Below are 18,339 nucleotides of genomic sequence, written 5' to 3'. Positions count from 1 at the left end.
CCTTCAGGCTTTGACTTTGAAACCGTCGGCGTATTTTTTGGGATCTTTGCCGTCCCAGACCACGCCATCAATGCCTTTGTGGCTGCGCATGTCGCTCTTGGGAACGGCTGCTTTGGCCGCGGTGGCCGCGTCTTTGTAGAGGGCGATTTGATTGACCTGCTTGGCCACACCCAAGTAGTCGGGGTGGTCTTTGAGCAAGCCCCAGCGCTTGTGCTGCGTCATGAACCACATGCCGTCGGACAGGTAGGGGAAGTTCACCATGCCTTCGTTGTAGAACTTCATGTGGTTGGGGTCGTCCCAGGTCTTGCCCATGCCGTTTTGGTACCGACCCAGAATGCGCTGGTTGATCGCGTCAACACCGGTGTTCACGTAGGATTTGTCGGCCACGGTCTCTGCCATCTTGAGTTTATTTTGCAAGCTGGCATCGATCCACTGACCGGCCTCGATGATGGCCGCTGTCACAGCGCGTGCAGTGTTGGGGTATTTGTTGACGAATTCGGCCGTGGTCCCCAAGACCTTTTCAGGGTGGTCTTTCCAGATGTCCTGTGTGGTTGCAGCCGTCACCCCGATGCCGTCCATGATGGCGCGGTGGTTCCAGGGCTCGCCCACACAAAAGCCGTCCATGTTGCCCACCCGCATGTTGGCCACCATTTGTGGTGGCGGCACGGTGATGACCTTGGCGTCTTTGATCGGGTTGATGCCGTAGCTGGCCAGCCAGTAATACAGCCACATGGCGTGCGTGCCGGTGGGGAAAGTCTGCGCAAAGGTGTATTCGCGCTTTTCGCTGGCCATGAGTTTGGCTAGACCTGCGCCATCGACCGCGCCTTTGTCAGCCAACTTTTTGGACAGCGTGATGGCCTGGCCGTTGTGGTTCAGGTTCATCAGCACGGCCATGTCTTTTTTGGGTCCAGAGATGCCCAAGTGCACGCCGTACACCAGGCCATAAAGTACGTGGGCAAAGTCGAGTTCGCCGTTGACCAGTTTGTCGCGCACACCGGCCCAACTCGCTTCTTTGCTCAGCACGAACTTGACGCCGTGCTTGACGTCCAGACCCAGCACCGAGGCCATGACGACGCTGGCGCAATCGGTCAGCGGAATGAATCCGATCTTGACTTCCTTTTTCTCGGGGGCATCAGAGCCTGCGGCATACACCACAGAGCGCAAGGCGGGAGAAATGCCTGCTGCACCGACGGCGGCGGCTTGCAACACATTGCGGCGGGTCAGGCTGTTTTTGAGAAAGTCGGTCATGGCCATTTCCTTGAAAATTTCGGAAAACAAAAACAAAAAGGCGTCCACATGTCACTCGCGCCTGTTGTACAGGGCGCGAACGCATGAGGACGCCTTTGTCCGGTGTGCAAAAGTCACCCGCCTTTGGGTGCTGTTGCGCTAGACCTCCGTTGGTCTTATTTCAGGTGATGCAATCCGCGTGCCAGGGTTTCCCTGGGGTTTGGCAGTTGATTTTTCGGCTTTGTTGCTTTGATCTGCACCTTGGTGGTGCGATTGCACTTGAATGGTGCCGAAATGGTGCTTCGCTGTCAGCCCAACAATTCGGCCATTTCGATCATTTGCTGTGCGATGTCGGCCAGCTTCACGCCTTTGTTCATGGCCGCTTTGCGCAATCTGGCATAGGCCTCTTGCTCGCTCAGGCTCTGGCGCTGCATCAACAGGCCCTTGGCACGGTCGATCCGTTTGCGGTCACTCAGTTCCAGTCGGGCGCTGTCCAGCTCAGCCAGCAAAGCTTGCTCGTGTTTGAAGCGCGCCATCGCCACCGTCAAGATGGGGTGGATGCGCTCGGGTGCCAGTCCGGCGACGATGTAGGCCGTCACGCCTGCGGCCACGGCCTCGTTCATCGGGCGGGTGTCGCTGTCGTTGGTGAACATCACGATGGGGCGTCGCTCATCGCGTGTGGCCATGACCACATGCTCCAGCGCATCGCGGGCATCGCTCTCGGCATCCACAATGACCATATCGGCCTGCAGTTGCGCCAAGCGCTCGGTCAAAAATACATCGGCGGGCAGGGTGGCCACCAGGTTGTAGCCTGCTTCGAGCAAGCCAATGCGCAAGAGGCGCGAGCGCTCTTCAATGGCATGCGCCTGTTCATCCCCCTCGGCCACCAAGGCGGGGTCTGAAATGATGACGACGATTCGTAGGGCTTCCTGCATGGGCAGGGTCATGCAAGAAGCGCGCCGTGCGCCTGACTCAGGCCGGCGCCATGCCGTGCTGGCGCTTGAGCGCGTCACACGCTGGCGACTGCCAGAAGGCCAGCAGCGCACGCATGGCCTCAGGCTGGGCGCAAGACGCCGCCATCGAGCCCGAAAAGGTGGTAATGATCTCCACCGCGGGTGGTAGGCCGCCTACGATGGTGATGCCTTGGACGCCCAGCATTTCGCTCAGCTGCTGAAAGCCCAGCGCCACCTCACCCTGGGCCACCAGTGAGCCAACGGGCACGCCCGGCTTGGCTTGCACGATGCGGGGGGCGATGGTATCGGCAATGCCCCACGCCTCAAACTGTTTGGCCAACTGCACGCCGCTTGGGCCGGTGGAATACCCCAGCGTGGTCGCGGCAAGAACAGCGGCTTTGAGTGCAGCTTCGGTCGAGATGTCGGGCACGGGCTGGCCCGCAGGCACGGCCACCGCCACACCCGAGCGCACCAGGTCGGCACGGCTGCCCGCCAGCACATGGCCGCTGGCGACCAGTTTGTCGATGGCGTCGCTGGCCAACACCACGCCGTCAAAGGCTTCGCCCGCCTGCACGCGCTTGGCGGCATCGACGCCGCCAACCGACTCGACCAGCACTTGAACGTCGGGCGCTTGCGCTTGGTACAGCGCCAAGAGATCGGCCAGCAAGGGCTTGGTGGCCATGGAAGAAATCAGTCGGAGAGTGGTCATGGTGTGGGCTTTGAAGGAGGGACTTTTGTGGGAGCGGTGCCCTCGTCGCGAAAGCTTCTTCGAGCGCTAGGAAAGGTTAAAAAAACTCATTCGCGACGAGGGCGTCGCTCCCACAAAGGATTATGGCCAAGGGCAGGGCGAGCGACCATGCCCCGCTTAAACTACCTGTTATGCGAATTTTGGGTATCGAATCATCTTGCGACGAGACGGGCGTGGCCCTGGTAGAGACCACGGGCGAGGCTTTGCCGCGCCTGTTGTCGCACGCGCTTTACAGCCAGATCGAGATGCACCAAGCCTACGGCGGCGTGGTGCCCGAGTTGGCCAGCCGCGACCACATCCGCCGGGTGTTGCCCCTCACGCGCCAAGTGCTGGCCGAGTCGGGGGCCACTTTGGCCGACATCGACGTGGTGGCTTACACGCGTGGCCCAGGCTTGGCTGGGGCCTTGCTGGTGGGCTCAGGCGTTGCTTGTGCGTTGGCGGCTTCTTTGGGCAAGCCTGTGCTGGGCGTGCACCACCTCGAAGGCCATTTGCTCTCGCCGTTTTTGAGTGCCGATGCGCCTGAGTTCCCGTTCATCGCCTTGCTGGTCTCGGGTGGCCACACCCAGTTGATGCGGGTGGAAGGCGTGGGCCGTTACGAACTTTTGGGCGAAACCATTGACGACGCCGCAGGCGAAGCCTTTGACAAGTCGGCCAAGCTCATGGGCTTGCCTTATCCGGGCGGGCCGGGCCTGTCGCGTTTGGCTGAGCAGGGCAATCCGGCGGCTTACAAGTTGCCTCGGCCTTTGCTGCACAGCGGTGACTTTGATTTTTCTTTTGCGGGCCTCAAGACGGCGGTGCTCACCCAAAGCCAAAAGATTGGCCCCGCTGCCCACACCGAAGGCGCGCCCGAGCGGGCCGACTTGGCTGCTTCCACCCAGGCGGCGATTGTGGAAGTCCTGCTCAAAAAATCCATGAACGCGCTCAAGGCCACGGGCATGAAGCGTTTGGTGGTGGCCGGTGGCGTTGGGGCCAACCGCGAGTTGCGTGGGCAGTTGAATGCTGCTTGCGCCAAAGCTGGGGTGCGCGTGCACTACCCCGAGCTCCACCTGTGCACCGACAACGGCGCCATGATCGCCATGGCCGCCGCCATGCGCTTGCAATCCGGCGCGCAAGTGGCCGAGGCGCGTTACAGCTTCGACGTCAAGCCGCGTTGGCCTTTGCACGAACTGGTTTAAACCGAGCCGTTAAACTGCGCGGCTTTCGGCCTTGACCCGTGTGAGTGCGGGTTCTATTTTCAATATGCGTTTGTCTTTGATTTCTTCCCGTCGTGCGCTGATTTCCTTGGCTGCTGCTCTTTTCTTCCTGCCCGCTATGGCGCAGTCGCCTGCCCCCATCAAGCTGGCGCTGATTGAAGGCCTGAGTGGCCCCTTTGGCAACACAGGCGAGGCGGTGGTGCGCAACATCGCTTGGGCGGTGGAGCGCGTCAACGCGCGTGGTGGCGTCAAAACCGCGCAGGGCATGCGGCCCATGTTGCTGGAGCGCTATGACAGCAAGGGCCAAAGTGAAGAGGCTTTGTCGTCCCTCAAGTCGGCCATCGACGACGGCGCGCAGGTGGTCTTGCAAGGCAATTCCTCGGCCAATGCCTCCGCCTTGATCGATGCGATCAACAAACACAACGAACGCGAACCGAGCAAACGCGTGCTCTTCTTGAATTACTCGGCGGTGGACCCGGCGCTGACGAACGAGAAGTGCAGCTTCTGGCACTTCCGTTTTGACGCCCACGCCGACATGCGCATGACGGCGCTCATGCAGGTGTTTCGCGAAGACAAAAAAATCGAAGCGGCTTATTTGATTGGGCAGGACTATAGCTTTGGCCAAGCCGTGCTGCGTGAAGCACGCAAACAAATTGGCGAACTGCGTCCGGATGTGAAAATTGTGGGCGAAGAGCTGCACCCGATTGGCCGCGTGAAAGACTTTTTGCCTTATGCCGCCAAGATCAAAGCCAGCGGCGCACAAGCGGTCATCACCGGCAACTGGGGCAATGACTTGACATTGCTGGTCAAGGCTGCCCGCGAGGCGGGTTACAACGGCAAGTTTTACACCTTTTATGGCAATGCATTGGGTGCGCCAGCTGCCTTGGGTGATGCCGGTTTGGACCGTGTGATCGCCGTAGCCGACTGGTTGCCCAATGTGCCGGGCCAAGCCAGCGCGGCTTTTTACCAATCTTTTCGCCAGCGTTTCAGCAAGCCCTCAGAAGACTATGTGCATGTGCGCATGCAGCTGATGGTCGAGGCGCTCGCGCAAGCGGTTGAAAAAGCGGGCAGCACCGAGCCGATTGCTTTGGCGCTGGCACTTGAAAAAGCCCGCGTCAGCATGGCTGGACAAACCGGTTTCATGCGGGCCGAAGACCACCAGTTTCAGCAGCCGCTGGTGGTGGGCGTGATGCAGCGCCAAGGTGAACCCGGCGTGCCGTTTGATGTCGAAGGCTCAGGCTATGGCTTCAAGGTGGTGCGGCAGATCAAGGCCGAGCAGGCCCGCTTGCCCAGCACTTGCAAGATGGTACGGCCTCAATGAGCCTGAAATCTGCCCCGAAATAGGCCTTAAACAGAACGCGGATCAAACGGGGTGCGCGCCTCGGCTTCCAGTCCTTGACAGAGTTTTTCCAGCAACAGGATCAGTTGCTGTTGTTCACCGCCGTCCAGAGGCGACAGAAGCTGCTCAGAGGCTTGGTGTGCCAAGTCTTGGGCTTGCAAAAAAACAGCCTTGCCTTCGTCGGACAGCGTCAATGTCCACCTGCGGCGGTCTGTGACGCTGGCTTGTCGGGTGAGCCAGCCGCGTGTTTCAAGACCCCTCACCACATGCAACACCGTCACTTTGTCCAAACCCAAACTTCGGGCCAGGCTGGCTTGGTCCAGGGCCTCACTGTGCATCAGCATGTGCAGCACGCCAAACTGAGGCGGTGTCAGTTTCAGTGTTTGGCACTCGTGTTCGAACAACCCGACCGAGAGCTGGTGTGCGCGTCTGAGCAAAAAACCGGGGCGTTGGTAGAGAGAGGACATGGCAGCCAGGTGACAGGTATTCAGGGTTTGACCCAATTGGCAGGGGTCGCTTGCTGCGTAGCATCAGAAGGCTTCATATGGTTAGCATGCTAACCAATAAAACCATGACTTGTCACTCCGGACAAGCCCTGAAATCGTGTCGATGCTTCCCCAACAGGTGACAGGGTCAAGCTCGGCAGCACAAGGCACAGCCAATCACCATGCACATTGCAGAAAATTACATCTCGGGCCAGTGGATCAAGGGCTACAACCCAGCCATGTGTGGCGATTCGATCGATCCCGCCACGGGCGAAAAAGCGGCCCGATTTGTGGCCGCGAGTGTGCAAGAAGTTGACCACGCCATCGCTTGCGCTCGCACAGCATTCGAGACCACCACCTGGGCGCAGCAGCCCAAGCTGCGCGCAGACGTGCTGCGCCTGTTTGCCGATCGCCTGGAGCACAACAAGGCCCAAGTGGTCCAGACCCTGGTGCAGCTCAACGGCAAGTTGCAGCGCGAGGCCGAGGGCGAAGTCATGGCCGGTATTTCCGAGCTGCGTTATTACGCCGGGCTGGCGCGTAACCTGTTTGGCCGCGTCATTGAGATGGAGCCCGATGTTTACTCGCACATCGAGCGCGAAGCGATCGGCGTGGCCGCCATCATCGTGCCCTGGAATGCACCTGTGACTTTGCTGGTGCGCTCTTTGGCCCCAGCGCTGGCCGCAGGCTGCACCGTGGTCATCAAGGCCGCACACCAAACCGCGTTGGTGCACACCCAGGTCATGGCCTGTCTGGTGGCCGACGAGCGCATTCCGGCAGGCGTCATCAACTCCTTCATTGAGCAAGACATCGTGGCCACGCAGCACCTGTGCGCGCACCCCGAGGTGGATGTCATCAGCTTCACGGGTTCGACCCATGTGGGCAAACAAATTGCGCTGTCGACGGCCAAGAACCTGACCCGCCTGTCGCTGGAGTTGGGTGGCAAGGCCCCGGCCATGGTGCGCTCAGATGCCGACCTTCAGGCTGCTGTGCGCGGTATTGTGGGCGGCGCTTGTGTCATGGCGGGGCAAATGTGCACCGCCATCAGCCGTGTCTTGGTGCACGAATCGGTGGCGGCTGACTTTTCTGCGCAACTGAGCTTGGCTTTGTCACAGGTCAAAGTGGGTCCCGGCAACCAGCCCACTTCGGCCATGGGCCCCTTGATTGACCAGCGCAACCAGGCCCGCTTATTGGAAGAGGTGCGCGCGGCCGCGACAGACTGCCGCGTGCTGCTGGCGGGCCAAGTGCCCGCAGACACACCCCGCGGCGGCGCGTTCATCACGCCGTCGCTGGTGGCCACGCAAGACCTGAGCAGCCATTTTGTACAGGACGAAATTTTTGGTCCACTGATCACACTGGAGACCTTCAGTTCAGACGATGAAGCGGTGCAGCGTGCTAACGCGACACGTTACGGTCTGGCCGCATCGGTGTGGACGCAGGACTACCGCGCTGCCCGCAACATCGCCCGCCGCATCAAGTTTGGCAATGTCTGGGTGAACGCACACAACCGCTTGTTTGCCGAAATCGAGACCGGTGGCTACCGCCAAAGCGGTTTTGGCCGTTTGCATGGCGTGGAAGGCCTGAACGACTTCATGGAAACCAAGCATGTGTTCATGCCTTGCAACGATTGACCCGACCCATGACCGATTCCACTGCTACAGGCACTCAGCACACCACGGCCCGTTACTTTTTGGAGGGTCTGCAAGAGACCGGGATTCGCTACCTGTTTTCCAACCTGGGCACCGACCATGTGACCCTGATCGACGAAATGGCTCGCCTGCAAGTCGAGGGCCAGGCCATGCCCGAAGTGGTGCTGTGTCCGCATGAAAACGTGGCCATCCACATGGCAGGCGGATACGCTGCCGTCACCGGCCAAGGGCAGGGCGTCATGGTGCATGTGGACGCGGGTACCGCCAACTCGGCCATGGGCATGCACAACCTGATGCGGGCGCGTTTGCCGGTCTTGCTCATGGCTGGCAAGTCGCCCTATGCCTTGCACGGCGAGTTGCCCGGTGCGCGTGACAACTATGTGCACTATGTGCAGGACCCTTTTGACATCGCTTCGCTGGTGCGCCCCTACGTCAAGTGGGAATACAACCTGCCCTCGGGTGTGGTGGCCAAAGAAGTGGTGCGCCGGGCCCACAGCGTGATGCACACCGAACCTGCGGGCCCGGTCTACATGACGCTGCCACGCGAGACCCTGGCTGAAACTTGGCCATCCGAGCAAGTCAAGACCTACCCCGCTGCCCGTTATGGCGAAGTGCGCATGGGGGCCTTGCCTGCTGAGGCGACGCTGCTTATCGCCCGCGAGTTGATGGCGGCCGAGAACCCGCTGGTGATCACTTCTTATTTGGGACGCAAGCCAGAAGCCGTGCAGGCCTTGGAGGCGTTGGCCGAGTTGTGCGGCATTCGGGTGGTGGAGTTCAGCCCCAGCTGGTTGTGCATCTCGCGCGAATCACCTTGCTTTTTTGGCTTTGACCCGACACCGCTGTTGCCCGACACCGATTGGGGTTTGCTGCTGGACATCGACGTGCCGTGGTTGCCGCACCAGACCCGTGCCCGCGAAGACACCCGATGGGTGCACATCGACGTGGATCCGATCAAGAAAGATTTCCCGGCCTGGGGTTTTGCCAGCGATGTGCGTTGGCCTGCTGACTGTGCGCTGGCCCTGCGTGACCTGCACCAGGCCGTGCTGTCGCTGGCCGACGACGCCTTTCACCAGAAAGTGGCCCATCGCATGGCAGGTTGGAGCGCGCAGCGCCAGCAGCGGCTGGCGCGTGTGGCCGCCGCCGCACAAAACCCTGGGACAGAAGACGCCCTCAACCCGGCTTGGGTCTGCGCCCAAATTGGTTTGCAGTTGCGCCCCGATGACGTGGTCATCAACGAAGCCATTCGCAATTCGCCTGCGGTGTTGCAGCAAATCCCGCGCACCCAGCCCTTGAGTTTTTTAGGGGGCGCGGGTGGCGGCTTGGGCTACAGCGCTGGCATGGCGCTGGGCGTCAAGCTGGCCAGGCCCAAGGACCGGGTGGTGCACATCGAAGGCGATGGTGGCTTTCATTTTTCGACCCCGACCTCGGTCTATGCCGTGGCCCAAGCCCGAGGCTTGCCCATCCTCACGGTGGTGCTGGACAACGGTGGCTGGCAAGCCGTCAAGGAAGCCGTGCTGCGTGTGCATCCCGATGGCCCTGCTGCCAAGGCGGGCGAATTTCAGGCCCGTCTGAAGGGCGAAAAACGACAGTTTGAACAAGTGGCCCAAGCCTTTGGTGCACACGGCGAGCGGGTCTCCCGACCCGAAGACTTGCCTGCGGCCATTGCCCGTTGCTTGCAGGCGCTGGACCACGGTCAGGCGGCTTTGCTGGTGGCTTCGGTGGCCAAGATTTGATGAACCCCGACACTTAAAAAATCAGGAGACAAACCATGACAACGCGCTTCACATTCCCTTCACGCCGCAAGCTGGTGGCCACCGCCGCCTTTTCTTTGGCCGTATCTTTGGCCACTTTGGCCCCGACCTTGTCTTGGGCGCAAGCCGCTTGGCCCAACAAGCCGGTGCGCATTGTGGTGCCCTATGCACCCGGTGGCGCCAACGACATTTTGGCGCGCGTGGTCGCTGAAAAATTGGCCCCTGTATTGGGTCAGCCCGTTTTGGTGGACAACAAACCGGGTGCTGGCGCAGTGGTGGGCTCTGACTTTGTGGCCAAAGCCGCGCCAGATGGTTACACCTTGCTGATGGCGGCCAGCGGCCCCATGGTGTTCAACCCGGTGTTGGTGGCCAAAATGCCATTCAACCCCTTGACCGACTTGGCCCCGATTTCCATGGTGGGTTCATTCCCCTTGATCCTGGCCGTCAACGAAGCCTCGCCTGCCAAAAATTTCAAAGATCTTGTGGCCCTGTCCAAAGCCAATGCCGACAAGACCAACTACTCCTATCCTTCGGCTTCCTTTCAATTGATCATGGAATTGGTCAAAGCCAAGTCGGGCCTGAAGGCGCTGAACGTGCCTTATCAAGGCAGCGCGCCGTCCATCAACGCCGTTCTCACGCAAGAAGTGCAAATGACCCTGATCGACTCTGGCCCCATCGCCGCCTTGGTCAAGTCGGGCAAATTGCGCGCTTTGGCCGTGACCTCTGAACAACGTCTGGCCAGTTACGGTCAAGTGCCTACCCTGAAAGAGCAAGGCATTGACCTGGCCGTGAACTTGTGGAGCGGTTTGCTCGCGCCAGCCGGCACCCCCGAGCCGATCCTCAAGCGCCTGCAAGAAGAAGTCGCCCGCATCATGGCCTTGCCTGATGTGGCCGAGCGCATGGCCAAGCTCGACATCCGTCCATTGGGAACGAGTTCAGCCGAGTTGGGCAAGACCATGGCCAGCGAAATCCAGTTGTGGACCCAGGTGGCCAAAGACAACAACATCAAAGCGCAATGACCGCGTCGAAGCGCATCGCCATTGCTGGCGCGGGCATAGGGGGCTTGACCACGGCCCTGGCTTTGCTGCAGCAAGGCTTTGAGGTGGACGTGTTCGAGCAAGCCTCGCAACTGGGCGAGTTGGGCGCTGGCTTGCAAATCTCGCCCAATGGCTCAAGGGTCTTGCAGTCGCTTGGACTGGGTGATGCCTTGCAGGCCTGTGTGTGCCAGGCCCGGGGCAAGGAAATCCGGATGTGGAACACCGGGCAGCGCTGGAAGCTGTTCGATTTGGGCGACGATTGTCTCGCTCGATTTGGTGCCCCTTATTGGATGGTGCACCGGGGCGATTTGCACCGGGTGCTTTTGGACGCTTTCGAGGCGCGGTCGCAACGGCCCGTGCGCCTGAACGCCCGGGTGGTCCATGCGCAAAGCACGGCTTCGGGCGTGACGTTCGAATTGAACGACGGCTCTCAGCACAGCGCCCATGCTTTGCTGGCGGCCGACGGTGTGCACTCGGTGCTGCGCGAGCAGCTGCTGGGGGAAGACAAAGCGCAATTCACCGGCTTGTTGGCTTGGCGTGGTCTGGTGCCTGTTGAGCGCGTCTCTGAACACTTGCGTGCGCAGGTCGGCACCAATTGGGTCGGCCCAGGGGCACACGTCATCACCTACCCGGTGCGTGGCGGGGCCTTGATGAACGTGGTGGGCATCATCGAGCGCGAAGGCTGGCGCAGCGAATCCTGGACCGAAGCGGGTACACATGCCGAATTGCTGCAGGATTTTGGCCACTGGCATGCCGATGTGTGCGAGTTGATGTCGGCCATTGAGCAGCCTTTCAAATGGGCTCTGCTGGGCCGTGCGCCGCAAACCGGTTGGGCGCAGGGCCACATCTGCTTGTTGGGCGATGCGGCGCACCCCACTTTGCCGTTTTTGGCGCAAGGGGCCAACATGGCCATCGAAGATGCGGCCGTCATGGCGCGCTGCCTGGCCTTGGATGAACCGACCGAACACGCCTTGGTCCGTTTTGAAAAGCTGCGCTGGCAGCGCACCGCCGACATCGTCAACCGCTCGCGCGACAACGCTCAGCGTTTTCACAACCCCCAGCTGTCGGACCCCGGCAAAGCGGTGGACTATGTCAGCAGCGAGTGGGAGCCCGAAAAAGTGCGTCGCCGCTACGACTGGCTGTTTGAATACGACCCCTTGAAAGTGCCGCTATGAGTTTGCATGCCCCCGTTGTGGTGGTGGGCGCTGGGCCTGTTGGCATGACCCTGGCACTGTGTTTGGCGCGCCGGGGCATCGCTTGCACCTTGGTCGAGATGCGGCCTGCGGGCGCGCTGCCCGATGTCAAGTGCAACCACATCTCTGCTCGGAGCATGGAGCTGTTTCGCGCGCTGGGTGTGGCCCAAGACCTGCGTGCCGCAGGCCTGCCTGACGACTACCCGCACGATGTGTCGTACCGCACCAGCACCGTGGGGCAAGAGATTGCACGCATCCACATTCCTGGTCGCAGCACCCGCCTGACCGACCACAGTGGCCCGGACGGCCATTGGCCCACGCCCGAGCCACCCCACCGCATCAACCAGCGGTACATCGAGCCGATTTTGGCGGGGCATGTGCAAAAGCAAGCCTTGATCACCACCCTGTACCGGCACCAGGTGCTGGGTTTTGAGCAAGCCGAAGGGCAGGTGAGGGTGCGGATTCAGAACCTGGACACGCCGGACGCACCGCCGCTGCAAATGCAAGCGGCCTACCTGGTCGGCTGCGACGGCGGCCGCTCGGCGGTGCGCAAAGCCATTGGGGCCAAGCTGGTGGGCGACGAGGTGGTGCAGCGCGTGCAAAGCACCTGCATCCGTGCGCCCGGCCTGCTGGCGCTTCTCAAGGCCCCAGCTGCATGGGCCATGTTCACCGTCAACCCCCGGCGCAGCGGCAACATTTACGCCATCGATGGCCAAGAAGTCTGGCTCATCCACAATTACCTGCGCGACCACGAGACCGACTTTGATGCGGTAGACCGCGACTGGGCCATCCGCACCATTTTGGGTGTGGGCGAAGATTTTGAATACGAACAGACGAGCCGCGAAGACTGGATTGGTCGCCGCCTGGTCAGTGACAAGCTGCGCGAAGGCCGCGTGTTTTTGGCTGGAGACGCCGCGCACCTGTGGGTGCCTTACGCCGGTTACGGCATGAACGCGGGCCTGGCCGATGCGGCCAATCTGGCCTGGCACTTGGCGGCGCAAATCGAAGGCTGGGCTGCGCCCGATGCCTTGTCTGCCTACGAGAAAGAGCGCCACCCGATCACCGAGCAGGTCTCGCGCTTTGCCATGAACCATGCCCACGCCATGAGTCAGCGGCGACGCGAGATTCCCTCGAACCTGGAAGATGACAGCCCCGAAGGGCAGGCTGCTCGCGAGGCCTTTGGCCAAAACTTGTACGACCTGAATGTGCAGCAATACTGCTGCGCAGGTCTGAACTTTGGTTATTACTACGACCAGTCGCCCATCATGGTGTACGACGGCGACAAAGCACCCGAGTACAGCATGGGCAGCTTCACAGCGTCCACCGTGCCGGGTTGCCGTGCGCCACATTTCTGGCTGGGTGAGGGTCAGTCGCTTTACGACGTTTTGGGACCCGCTTACACCTTGTTGTGTTTGCAGCCAGGGCATGACGACGCGCTGGAGGCCCTGCAAGCAGCGGCCGAACACCAAGGCATGCCGCTGCGGGTGCTGGATGTCTCGGGTATGAGGGACTTGCCGACCGAATACCAACACCCCTTGCTCATGGTGCGCGCCGATGCCCACACCGTGTGGCGTGGGCATGCGCTGGATGACGTCTCAGCCCAAGCCTTGGTGGCCACTTTGTGTGGCCGCCAGGCGGTCAGCTGACCGACCAAACCACGCCGGGGTCTAGCGGGTAAATCGGGCGGCGCAGGTTTTTGAATTGCAACTCGCTGTAGTCCGAGGTGCAGGCCCCCGCCCCAGCGCATTCCACCGTGGCGCGGGCCAGGTGACCCAGGCCAGCGCGCCAGTGCACCCGGCTTTTGAGCACCACAAAATCCTTTTGTGTCGGGTCGATGCCCAGGCACAGCAGGGCGTTCACGTCAAAGGGCTCGACATGGCGCGAGATCAGCGCCACCTCCACATTGCCCGTGTCGATCACCACCGCTTGGCCCATGTTTTGCCGGGCACCCCGGCTCATGGGGCCTTTGTTTCGGTACTTGCCGTTCGAGATCAGCTTGACCACGCCGCTCAATTCGATCGGCGCGCTGCGGTGCGGCATGAGCGGCATGGCCATCTTGCCGCCCACTTGCAGGCTCACCTGAGCGCCGATGCCTGCCGCGATGGCTTCTTGCACCGCCTGGGGGTCAAAAATCGCAAACACCGCCACGTTGCGCAAATCCTGGCGCAGCACCTCGGCCAACACGGCGGTGGTGTCCATGGTGCCGCCCGAGGCCGCGTTGTCGTAATGGTCGAGCAGCATGACCGGGAAGTCGGTCAATGTTTGGGCGCGGGCCACCGAAGTGGCCAGGGGTTCCACCTCGTACACCCATTGGGCACGGCTGTCCCAAGCCATTTGCATCAGCTCGTCGCGCAGGCGCTGGGCCAATGCCGGGTCGTTGTCGGTCACCACCACCACCGACAGGCCCGCGTTCTCGATGTCGGCATGTGGAAAACCAGTGAACACACTGGCGCACAAAGCGCCTTCTTTTTCCATTTGTTGGGCGCGGGCTTGGATGGAGCGGTTGGGCTCGTCCAGCGAGCTTTGCCGCATGATGTGCGGGATCATGGGCAGGCGGCCCCAAGCGGTGGTGGGCTTGGCCTGGCCCTGTAGCAGCTTGAGCAAGGCCGAGCCTGCCCGCACGCCTGTGCCGTACATGTCCACATGCGGATAGGTCTGGTAGCCCGCAATGGTTTGTGCCAGCTCGACCATGTCGGCGTACACGTTGGCGTGCATGTCGTAGGCCACGCCAATCGGGGTTTTGGGGTCGATGGCGCGGATGCGGCGCAGCAACTCGCCTTCGCCGTCTTCGTGGCTTTCGCTCACCATGGCGCCGTGCAGGTCGAGCAAGATGCCGTCAAACCCACCGCGGGCCACGGCCTGCAAAATCGTTTGGCTCATGGCCTCGTAGGCTTCGTCGTGCACCAGCCCGCTGGGCGCGGCGTGTGCACCCAAGGCCAGCTCGAATTCTGCCCCTGCCTGCTCGGCCAAGTCGATGAAGGCCCCGGTGGCCGTGCCCGTGCCGCGAAACGCCGCAATGGCCGCTTCACCGCGGGGTGGTTCTTCACCTGGCCCCAGCGCAAAGCGCTGCAGGTCGGTGGGCACAGGCGAGAAAGTGTTGGTCTCGTGCATCATCATCGCGATCAGCAAACGCATAGGAGGGCCTCCAGTTCAACATCTGGCCATGATGGCCTCGATGTCCGGTTGGGCACAGTCACCGACGTGCCAACGTGGGCGAGGGTGTGCGTTTGTCCGGATTGACAGCCAGCCTTGCTGGATCAAGACTGAAGCCCCTTGACGGAGATTGCGCATGTTTCCTTGCATTGACACCTTGGGTGCCGCCTCTGCTTTTGAACGCGGCCAAATTTATGGCCGCGAGGCCCAAGACCGCATCCAGCACAGCGTGGTCACCTACGCCCGTTTGTTTGCCGCCTGCGGCATCGACTGGGCCAGCGCTTGCGATCGGGCCATGCGGTTTGAGCCGGTGATCAAGCAGGTCGATGCCGATCTGATCGAAGAATTGCGCGGCATGGCCCAAGGCAGCGGCCAAACCTTGGGCAGCCTGATGGCGCTGAACTGCCGCACCGAAATTTTGCCGGCTACGTTTTTGGCGGATGCGCCGCACCTGAAAGAAGCCGCCCGAGCCGCTCTGGCCACCAACCGCGCCGCAGGTCTTCCAGACTGGCTGCATGAAGCGGCTTGGGACCATGCCCTGAACGACGGCGAATGCACCGCCATGGGCGTGACCGCCGCAGCCAGCCAGACCGGGCAAGCCTGGCTCGCGCAAAACTGGGACTGGATGGGCCGCCAACGAGAAGCACTGGTGGTGCTGCACACCCAAGGCCCCAGCGGTCAAAGCATCACCACCCTGACCGAGGCGGGCATGCTGGCCAAGATCGGCATCAACCAATCGGGTTTTGCGCTGGGTCTGAACATCTTGCGCTCGGTGCGCGACGGCAGCCGCCTGGGCTTGCCGGTGCATGTGCTGCTGCGGCACCTGCTCGATTGCACCTCTGTGGCGCATGCCCGCGAGCGTTTGCATGTTTTGCAAACGGAACTGAACCTGGGTTTTGGTGCCGCCTCCAACGTGCCCTGCGCCGACGCCGAGGGACAGGTTGCCTGTTTTGAAGTTTCGCCCGTTGGCTGGGCCGAAGTCACGCCCACCGATGGCGTGGTGGTGCACACCAACCATTTCGTGTGCGAGTCATTGCTGAGTGAACAAGCCCCCGTGGGGCCCGGCTTGTCGAGTCATAGCCGCCTGAGCACCGCCAGGCAGCACGCGTTGCGAACGCCCATCGGGCAAGCAGATCTGGAACACTTTTTGCGCGACGAATCGGACGGATTTTTGTCCATCTGCCGCAGCCCCGACCCCAGCGTGCCACCCGAAAGCCGCGTCGAAAGCGTGGCGGGCATCATCATGCAAACCCAGCCTCCGGCGATGTGGGTGGCCAGTGATGTGCCCAGCCGCGTGGCGTTTGAGGCGGTGCCCTTGGCCGCTGCGTCCCGTCAGCTCACTGAGCGACTGGATCCGGCCACCGTTTCTTGAGCAGCTCCAGCACATCCTGCCAGGCCTGCGGGCCAGTCACCGGATTGCGTCCTGCGTGAACGCCGCGGCCCGGGTTTTGGCCATTCGGCACGCGAGGCAAGTGTTGGACTTGCCCCACCGGGTTGTCAAAGCCATGGTGGCTGTCCGGGTACAGCTTGAAACTCATGCCGGCTTGCTGCCCCAAAGCCACACAGGGGGCTGCCGGGGTCCAGTCGTCTGCCGCACCCAGAAGCATGTGGACGGGCCAAGCGGGCTGGTAAGGCTGCCGAAGTGCGTCGGCGCAGCCTGGGTAAAAGGCCAGCGCCACGTTGGGTGTCACGCTGGGTTGAGGGCGCTTTGGGGTGCTGTCTGAACTGGCCAGCACGGCACTGCCGCCATGTGACCAGCCCAGCAAGGCCACCCGTTGCTGATCCGTCCAGGCTTGTTGGGCCAGCCAGGCCAAGGTGGTGTGAACGTCGCTGCGGCGATGGCTTTGACGCACTTTGCGTGACGCCATGCTTTGTTCGCACAAACTGGTTTCCTGACGGGGTGTGAGGCTGTCGGGCCAAACCACGCTGTAGCCTTGCGCCAGCAGCAGATCGGTCATGCCCTGATGGCGTGCACTGAGTTGGCCTTTGCGCGAACCGACCGTGGCATACATGCCGCCACATCCGTGCAGTGCCACCACCACGGGGCGCTCGGTGTCGGGTGCCCGTTGGGTGGGATGAAACACCCAAACTTTCAGCGCCAAACCGTCGGCACCTGGCAGATGTTCGGCCACAGGCTGAGCCAAGGCCGATGCTCCCAGTCCTAAACCCATATACAGCCAAAGATGGCTACGGCGCAGGTGTTGAAGGAAGTGCATGGCCCTTAACCCCGTGAGTTTTCAATCAGGTGCTGCATCGCTTCCGACACACGCATGCCCAGCTGCAAGCCTTGCGCCAGTGCCAAAGCGTTCAGGCCGTTGACGACCCCGTTGTCCAGCCCGTCCTGAGCCTCGCCAATGCGGGCCGAGGTGTGCGCATACAAAATGGCCAGCACCCCCACAGCCTGCAACTCGTGCAGCGCCACGCGACCTGCATCGTCTTTGCCACCTCCCGCATCGTTGAAGGCCACTGCAAAAGGTTTGAGGGGCTGCGCCGTCACGAAATGCGAGGCCGACAAACCGCCGTGCGAACCCGACACGATCACCGAGCCTGCATGCGTGGCGTTGACCAGGGCAATCGAATCGAGCAAGACCAGGGGCCCCAAGGTGGCGGGTGAGGGCAGGGTGTTCATGCATTTGACTGTAGCGTGTGCGCCAGCTTGGATGTGTCACGCTGGCTATATTGCAGCCTACACACCAGGATTTAGGAAAGGCTGTCATGTCCTCTGTTTTGCGTTTTGGCGCGGTGAGCGTGCATTTGGGTGAAAAGTCCGGCAAGTACCCCGACGGCAACCAACTCATCGTGCAGGGGGCCGACACCCGGGTGGCCTTTGACACACCCGAGGTGGCCAACCGCATCGGCCCCGAGCTGGACACGGTGGACCTGGTCATCCTGGGCCATGTGCACGAAGACCACATGGCCGGGCTGCACCGCCTGATGCATGCCCCGGTGCAGGTGCACGAGGCCGACCTGGCCGCCGCCCAGTCCTGGGACGGCATGTGCCGCCACTACGGCTACCCCCAAGACGTGCTGGACGCGATGCTGGCCATCGTGCAAAAGGATTTCCATTACCAGCCCCGGCCCGATGCCACCGGTTACAGCGACGGCGCGGTCTGGGACCTGGGCGGCGGCGTGCGCGTGCGGGCTCACCACCTGCCGGGCCACACCGCAGGCCACTGCGCTTTGGTGGTGGAGAGCGAAGGCCTGGCCTTCATTGGCGACATCGACCTGAGCGGCTTTGGCCCCTATTACGGCGACGCCACCTCCAGCCTGAGCGATTTTCGGCAGACTCTGAAAAAAGTGGCTGAGCTGGACGCACGCATCTGGGCCACCTCGCACCACAAAGCGGTCATCACCGATCGGGCGCAGTTTTTGGCCGATTTGGACCGCTTTGCCAGCAGGATCGACGAGCGCAGCGCGCAGCTGCTGGGCTATTTGCAAGCCCCCCACAGCCTTCAAGAGCTGGTCGACCGCCGCCTGCTGTACCCCCACGGCTACGACGTGCCCTTTGTGCCCTGCGCCGAACGCAACACCATCGGCATGCACTTGGCCGAGCTGCAGGCTGAAGGGCAAATCCAGACGCTGGACGATGGCCGCTATGTCGCCGTTTGACCCCC

At 61.8% G+C, this 18,339-nt stretch carries 16 protein-coding genes; 9 read left to right on the top strand and 7 right to left on the bottom strand.

The annotated features are described in order from the left end of the window. Positions 1 to 3: 3 nt before the first annotated feature. The 3 genes from B9Z40_RS02135 to B9Z40_RS02125 all read right to left on the bottom strand — a co-directional run bounded on the left by B9Z40_RS02135 (position 4) and on the right by B9Z40_RS02125 (position 2,889). A complete protein-coding gene (locus tag B9Z40_RS02135) occupies positions 4 to 1,248 on the bottom strand; it encodes a CmpA/NrtA family ABC transporter substrate-binding protein (protein ID WP_100172864.1) in 1,245 nt (414 codons plus the stop codon). A gap of 287 nt (positions 1,249 to 1,535) precedes the next feature. Next, a complete protein-coding gene (locus B9Z40_RS02130; protein WP_100172863.1) occupies positions 1,536 to 2,162 on the bottom strand; it encodes an ANTAR domain-containing response regulator in 627 nt (208 codons plus the stop codon). Between the two features lie 37 nt (positions 2,163 to 2,199). Continuing rightward, on the bottom strand, positions 2,200 to 2,889 hold the full coding sequence (locus tag B9Z40_RS02125) for a substrate-binding domain-containing protein (RefSeq protein ID WP_100171670.1): 690 nt from the start codon (positions 2,887 to 2,889) through the stop codon (positions 2,200 to 2,202). A gap of 170 nt (positions 2,890 to 3,059) precedes the next feature. Between B9Z40_RS02125 and tsaD the strand changes: the two genes are divergently transcribed. Next, complete coding sequence (tsaD, locus tag B9Z40_RS02120; RefSeq protein ID WP_100171669.1) at positions 3,060 to 4,103, top strand: tRNA (adenosine(37)-N6)-threonylcarbamoyltransferase complex transferase subunit TsaD; 1,044 nt, start codon at positions 3,060 to 3,062, stop codon at positions 4,101 to 4,103. A gap of 64 nt (positions 4,104 to 4,167) precedes the next feature. Next, positions 4,168 to 5,442 (top strand): branched-chain amino acid ABC transporter substrate-binding protein, encoded by a 1,275-nt coding sequence (locus B9Z40_RS02115; protein WP_100171668.1) that lies wholly within the window; start codon positions 4,168 to 4,170, stop codon positions 5,440 to 5,442. 26 nt (positions 5,443 to 5,468) lie between these two features. Here B9Z40_RS02115 and B9Z40_RS02110 read toward each other — a convergent pair whose 3' ends face one another. Then, the gene (locus tag B9Z40_RS02110) at positions 5,469 to 5,927 is read right to left on the bottom strand and encodes a MarR family winged helix-turn-helix transcriptional regulator (protein ID WP_100171667.1); all 459 of its coding nucleotides are present in this window, start codon (positions 5,925 to 5,927) and stop codon (positions 5,469 to 5,471) included. A gap of 200 nt (positions 5,928 to 6,127) precedes the next feature. Between B9Z40_RS02110 and B9Z40_RS02105 the strand changes: the two genes are divergently transcribed. From B9Z40_RS02105 to B9Z40_RS02085, 5 genes are read left to right on the top strand one after another with little or no spacing between them, the layout of a single operon-like run. Then, positions 6,128 to 7,573, top strand: a complete 1,446-nt coding sequence (locus B9Z40_RS02105; protein WP_100171666.1) for an aldehyde dehydrogenase family protein — start codon at positions 6,128 to 6,130, stop codon at positions 7,571 to 7,573. A gap of 8 nt (positions 7,574 to 7,581) precedes the next feature. After that, a complete protein-coding gene (locus B9Z40_RS02100) occupies positions 7,582 to 9,324 on the top strand; it encodes a thiamine pyrophosphate-requiring protein (RefSeq protein WP_100171665.1) in 1,743 nt (580 codons plus the stop codon). Positions 9,325 to 9,359: 35 nt separating this feature from the next. Continuing rightward, a complete protein-coding gene (locus tag B9Z40_RS02095) occupies positions 9,360 to 10,361 on the top strand; it encodes a tripartite tricarboxylate transporter substrate binding protein (protein ID WP_100171664.1) in 1,002 nt (333 codons plus the stop codon). Further along, the gene (locus B9Z40_RS02090; protein ID WP_100171663.1) at positions 10,358 to 11,554 is read left to right on the top strand and encodes an FAD-dependent monooxygenase; all 1,197 of its coding nucleotides are present in this window, start codon (positions 10,358 to 10,360) and stop codon (positions 11,552 to 11,554) included. The genes B9Z40_RS02095 and B9Z40_RS02090 overlap by 4 nt, the downstream gene beginning before the upstream one ends. Then, on the top strand, positions 11,551 to 13,218 hold the full coding sequence (locus B9Z40_RS02085) for an FAD-dependent monooxygenase (protein ID WP_100171662.1): 1,668 nt from the start codon (positions 11,551 to 11,553) through the stop codon (positions 13,216 to 13,218). Before B9Z40_RS02090 ends, B9Z40_RS02085 begins: the two co-directional genes overlap by 4 nt. On the opposite strand, the gene B9Z40_RS02080 is transcribed toward B9Z40_RS02085, so the two are convergent. Further along, a complete protein-coding gene (locus B9Z40_RS02080; RefSeq protein ID WP_100171661.1) occupies positions 13,211 to 14,707 on the bottom strand; it encodes a M81 family metallopeptidase in 1,497 nt (498 codons plus the stop codon). The genes B9Z40_RS02085 and B9Z40_RS02080 overlap by 8 nt on opposite strands. A 154-nt stretch (positions 14,708 to 14,861) precedes the next feature. On the opposite strand from B9Z40_RS02080, the gene B9Z40_RS02075 reads away from it, so the two are divergent. After that, complete coding sequence (locus B9Z40_RS02075) at positions 14,862 to 16,097, top strand: C45 family peptidase (protein ID WP_100171660.1); 1,236 nt, start codon at positions 14,862 to 14,864, stop codon at positions 16,095 to 16,097. Here B9Z40_RS02075 and B9Z40_RS02070 read toward each other — a convergent pair. After that, complete coding sequence (locus B9Z40_RS02070) at positions 16,063 to 16,941, bottom strand: dienelactone hydrolase family protein (protein WP_100171659.1); 879 nt, start codon at positions 16,939 to 16,941, stop codon at positions 16,063 to 16,065. The two genes, B9Z40_RS02075 and B9Z40_RS02070, sit on opposite strands and share 35 nt — an antisense overlap. Positions 16,942 to 16,946: 5 nt before the next feature. Beyond that, positions 16,947 to 17,354 (bottom strand): hypothetical protein, encoded by a 408-nt coding sequence (locus tag B9Z40_RS02065; protein ID WP_100171658.1) that lies wholly within the window; start codon positions 17,352 to 17,354, stop codon positions 16,947 to 16,949. An 86-nt stretch (positions 17,355 to 17,440) separates the two neighbouring features. Here B9Z40_RS02065 and B9Z40_RS02060 point away from each other — a divergent pair, with 86 nt between their 5' ends. Next, positions 17,441 to 18,334, top strand: coding sequence for an MBL fold metallo-hydrolase (locus B9Z40_RS02060; RefSeq protein WP_100171657.1), 894 nt, complete (start codon positions 17,441 to 17,443; stop codon positions 18,332 to 18,334). Positions 18,335 to 18,339 lie beyond the last annotated feature (5 nt).

It is taken from the genome of Limnohabitans sp. 15K, from assembly GCF_002778285.1.
GTDB lineage: Bacteria > Pseudomonadota > Gammaproteobacteria > Burkholderiales > Burkholderiaceae_C > Limnohabitans_A.
Note: the sequence above shows the minus strand (reverse complement) of the source record. Positions and strands in the feature narration are given on the sequence as shown.

What these genes read in the sequence shown, in the direction of transcription:
- B9Z40_RS02135 (WP_100172864.1), bottom strand. Translation starts at nt 1,248, where the DNA reads ATGACCGACTTTCTCAAAAACAGCCTGACCCGCCGCAATGTGTTGCAA.
- B9Z40_RS02130 (WP_100172863.1), bottom strand. Translation starts at nt 2,162, where the DNA reads ATGCAGGAAGCCCTACGAATCGTCGTCATCATTTCAGACCCCGCCTTG.
- B9Z40_RS02125 (WP_100171670.1), bottom strand. Translation starts at nt 2,889, where the DNA reads ATGACCACTCTCCGACTGATTTCTTCCATGGCCACCAAGCCCTTGCTG.
- tsaD (WP_100171669.1), top strand. Translation starts at nt 3,060, where the DNA reads ATGCGAATTTTGGGTATCGAATCATCTTGCGACGAGACGGGCGTGGCC.
- B9Z40_RS02115 (WP_100171668.1), top strand. Translation starts at nt 4,168, where the DNA reads ATGCGTTTGTCTTTGATTTCTTCCCGTCGTGCGCTGATTTCCTTGGCT.
- B9Z40_RS02110 (WP_100171667.1), bottom strand. Translation starts at nt 5,927, where the DNA reads ATGTCCTCTCTCTACCAACGCCCCGGTTTTTTGCTCAGACGCGCACAC.
- B9Z40_RS02105 (WP_100171666.1), top strand. Translation starts at nt 6,128, where the DNA reads ATGCACATTGCAGAAAATTACATCTCGGGCCAGTGGATCAAGGGCTAC.
- B9Z40_RS02100 (WP_100171665.1), top strand. Translation starts at nt 7,582, where the DNA reads ATGACCGATTCCACTGCTACAGGCACTCAGCACACCACGGCCCGTTAC.
- B9Z40_RS02095 (WP_100171664.1), top strand. Translation starts at nt 9,360, where the DNA reads ATGACAACGCGCTTCACATTCCCTTCACGCCGCAAGCTGGTGGCCACC.
- B9Z40_RS02090 (WP_100171663.1), top strand. Translation starts at nt 10,358, where the DNA reads ATGACCGCGTCGAAGCGCATCGCCATTGCTGGCGCGGGCATAGGGGGC.
- B9Z40_RS02085 (WP_100171662.1), top strand. Translation starts at nt 11,551, where the DNA reads ATGAGTTTGCATGCCCCCGTTGTGGTGGTGGGCGCTGGGCCTGTTGGC.
- B9Z40_RS02080 (WP_100171661.1), bottom strand. Translation starts at nt 14,707, where the DNA reads ATGCGTTTGCTGATCGCGATGATGATGCACGAGACCAACACTTTCTCG.
- B9Z40_RS02075 (WP_100171660.1), top strand. Translation starts at nt 14,862, where the DNA reads ATGTTTCCTTGCATTGACACCTTGGGTGCCGCCTCTGCTTTTGAACGC.
- B9Z40_RS02070 (WP_100171659.1), bottom strand. Translation starts at nt 16,941, where the DNA reads ATGCACTTCCTTCAACACCTGCGCCGTAGCCATCTTTGGCTGTATATG.
- B9Z40_RS02065 (WP_100171658.1), bottom strand. Translation starts at nt 17,354, where the DNA reads ATGAACACCCTGCCCTCACCCGCCACCTTGGGGCCCCTGGTCTTGCTC.
- B9Z40_RS02060 (WP_100171657.1), top strand. Translation starts at nt 17,441, where the DNA reads ATGTCCTCTGTTTTGCGTTTTGGCGCGGTGAGCGTGCATTTGGGTGAA.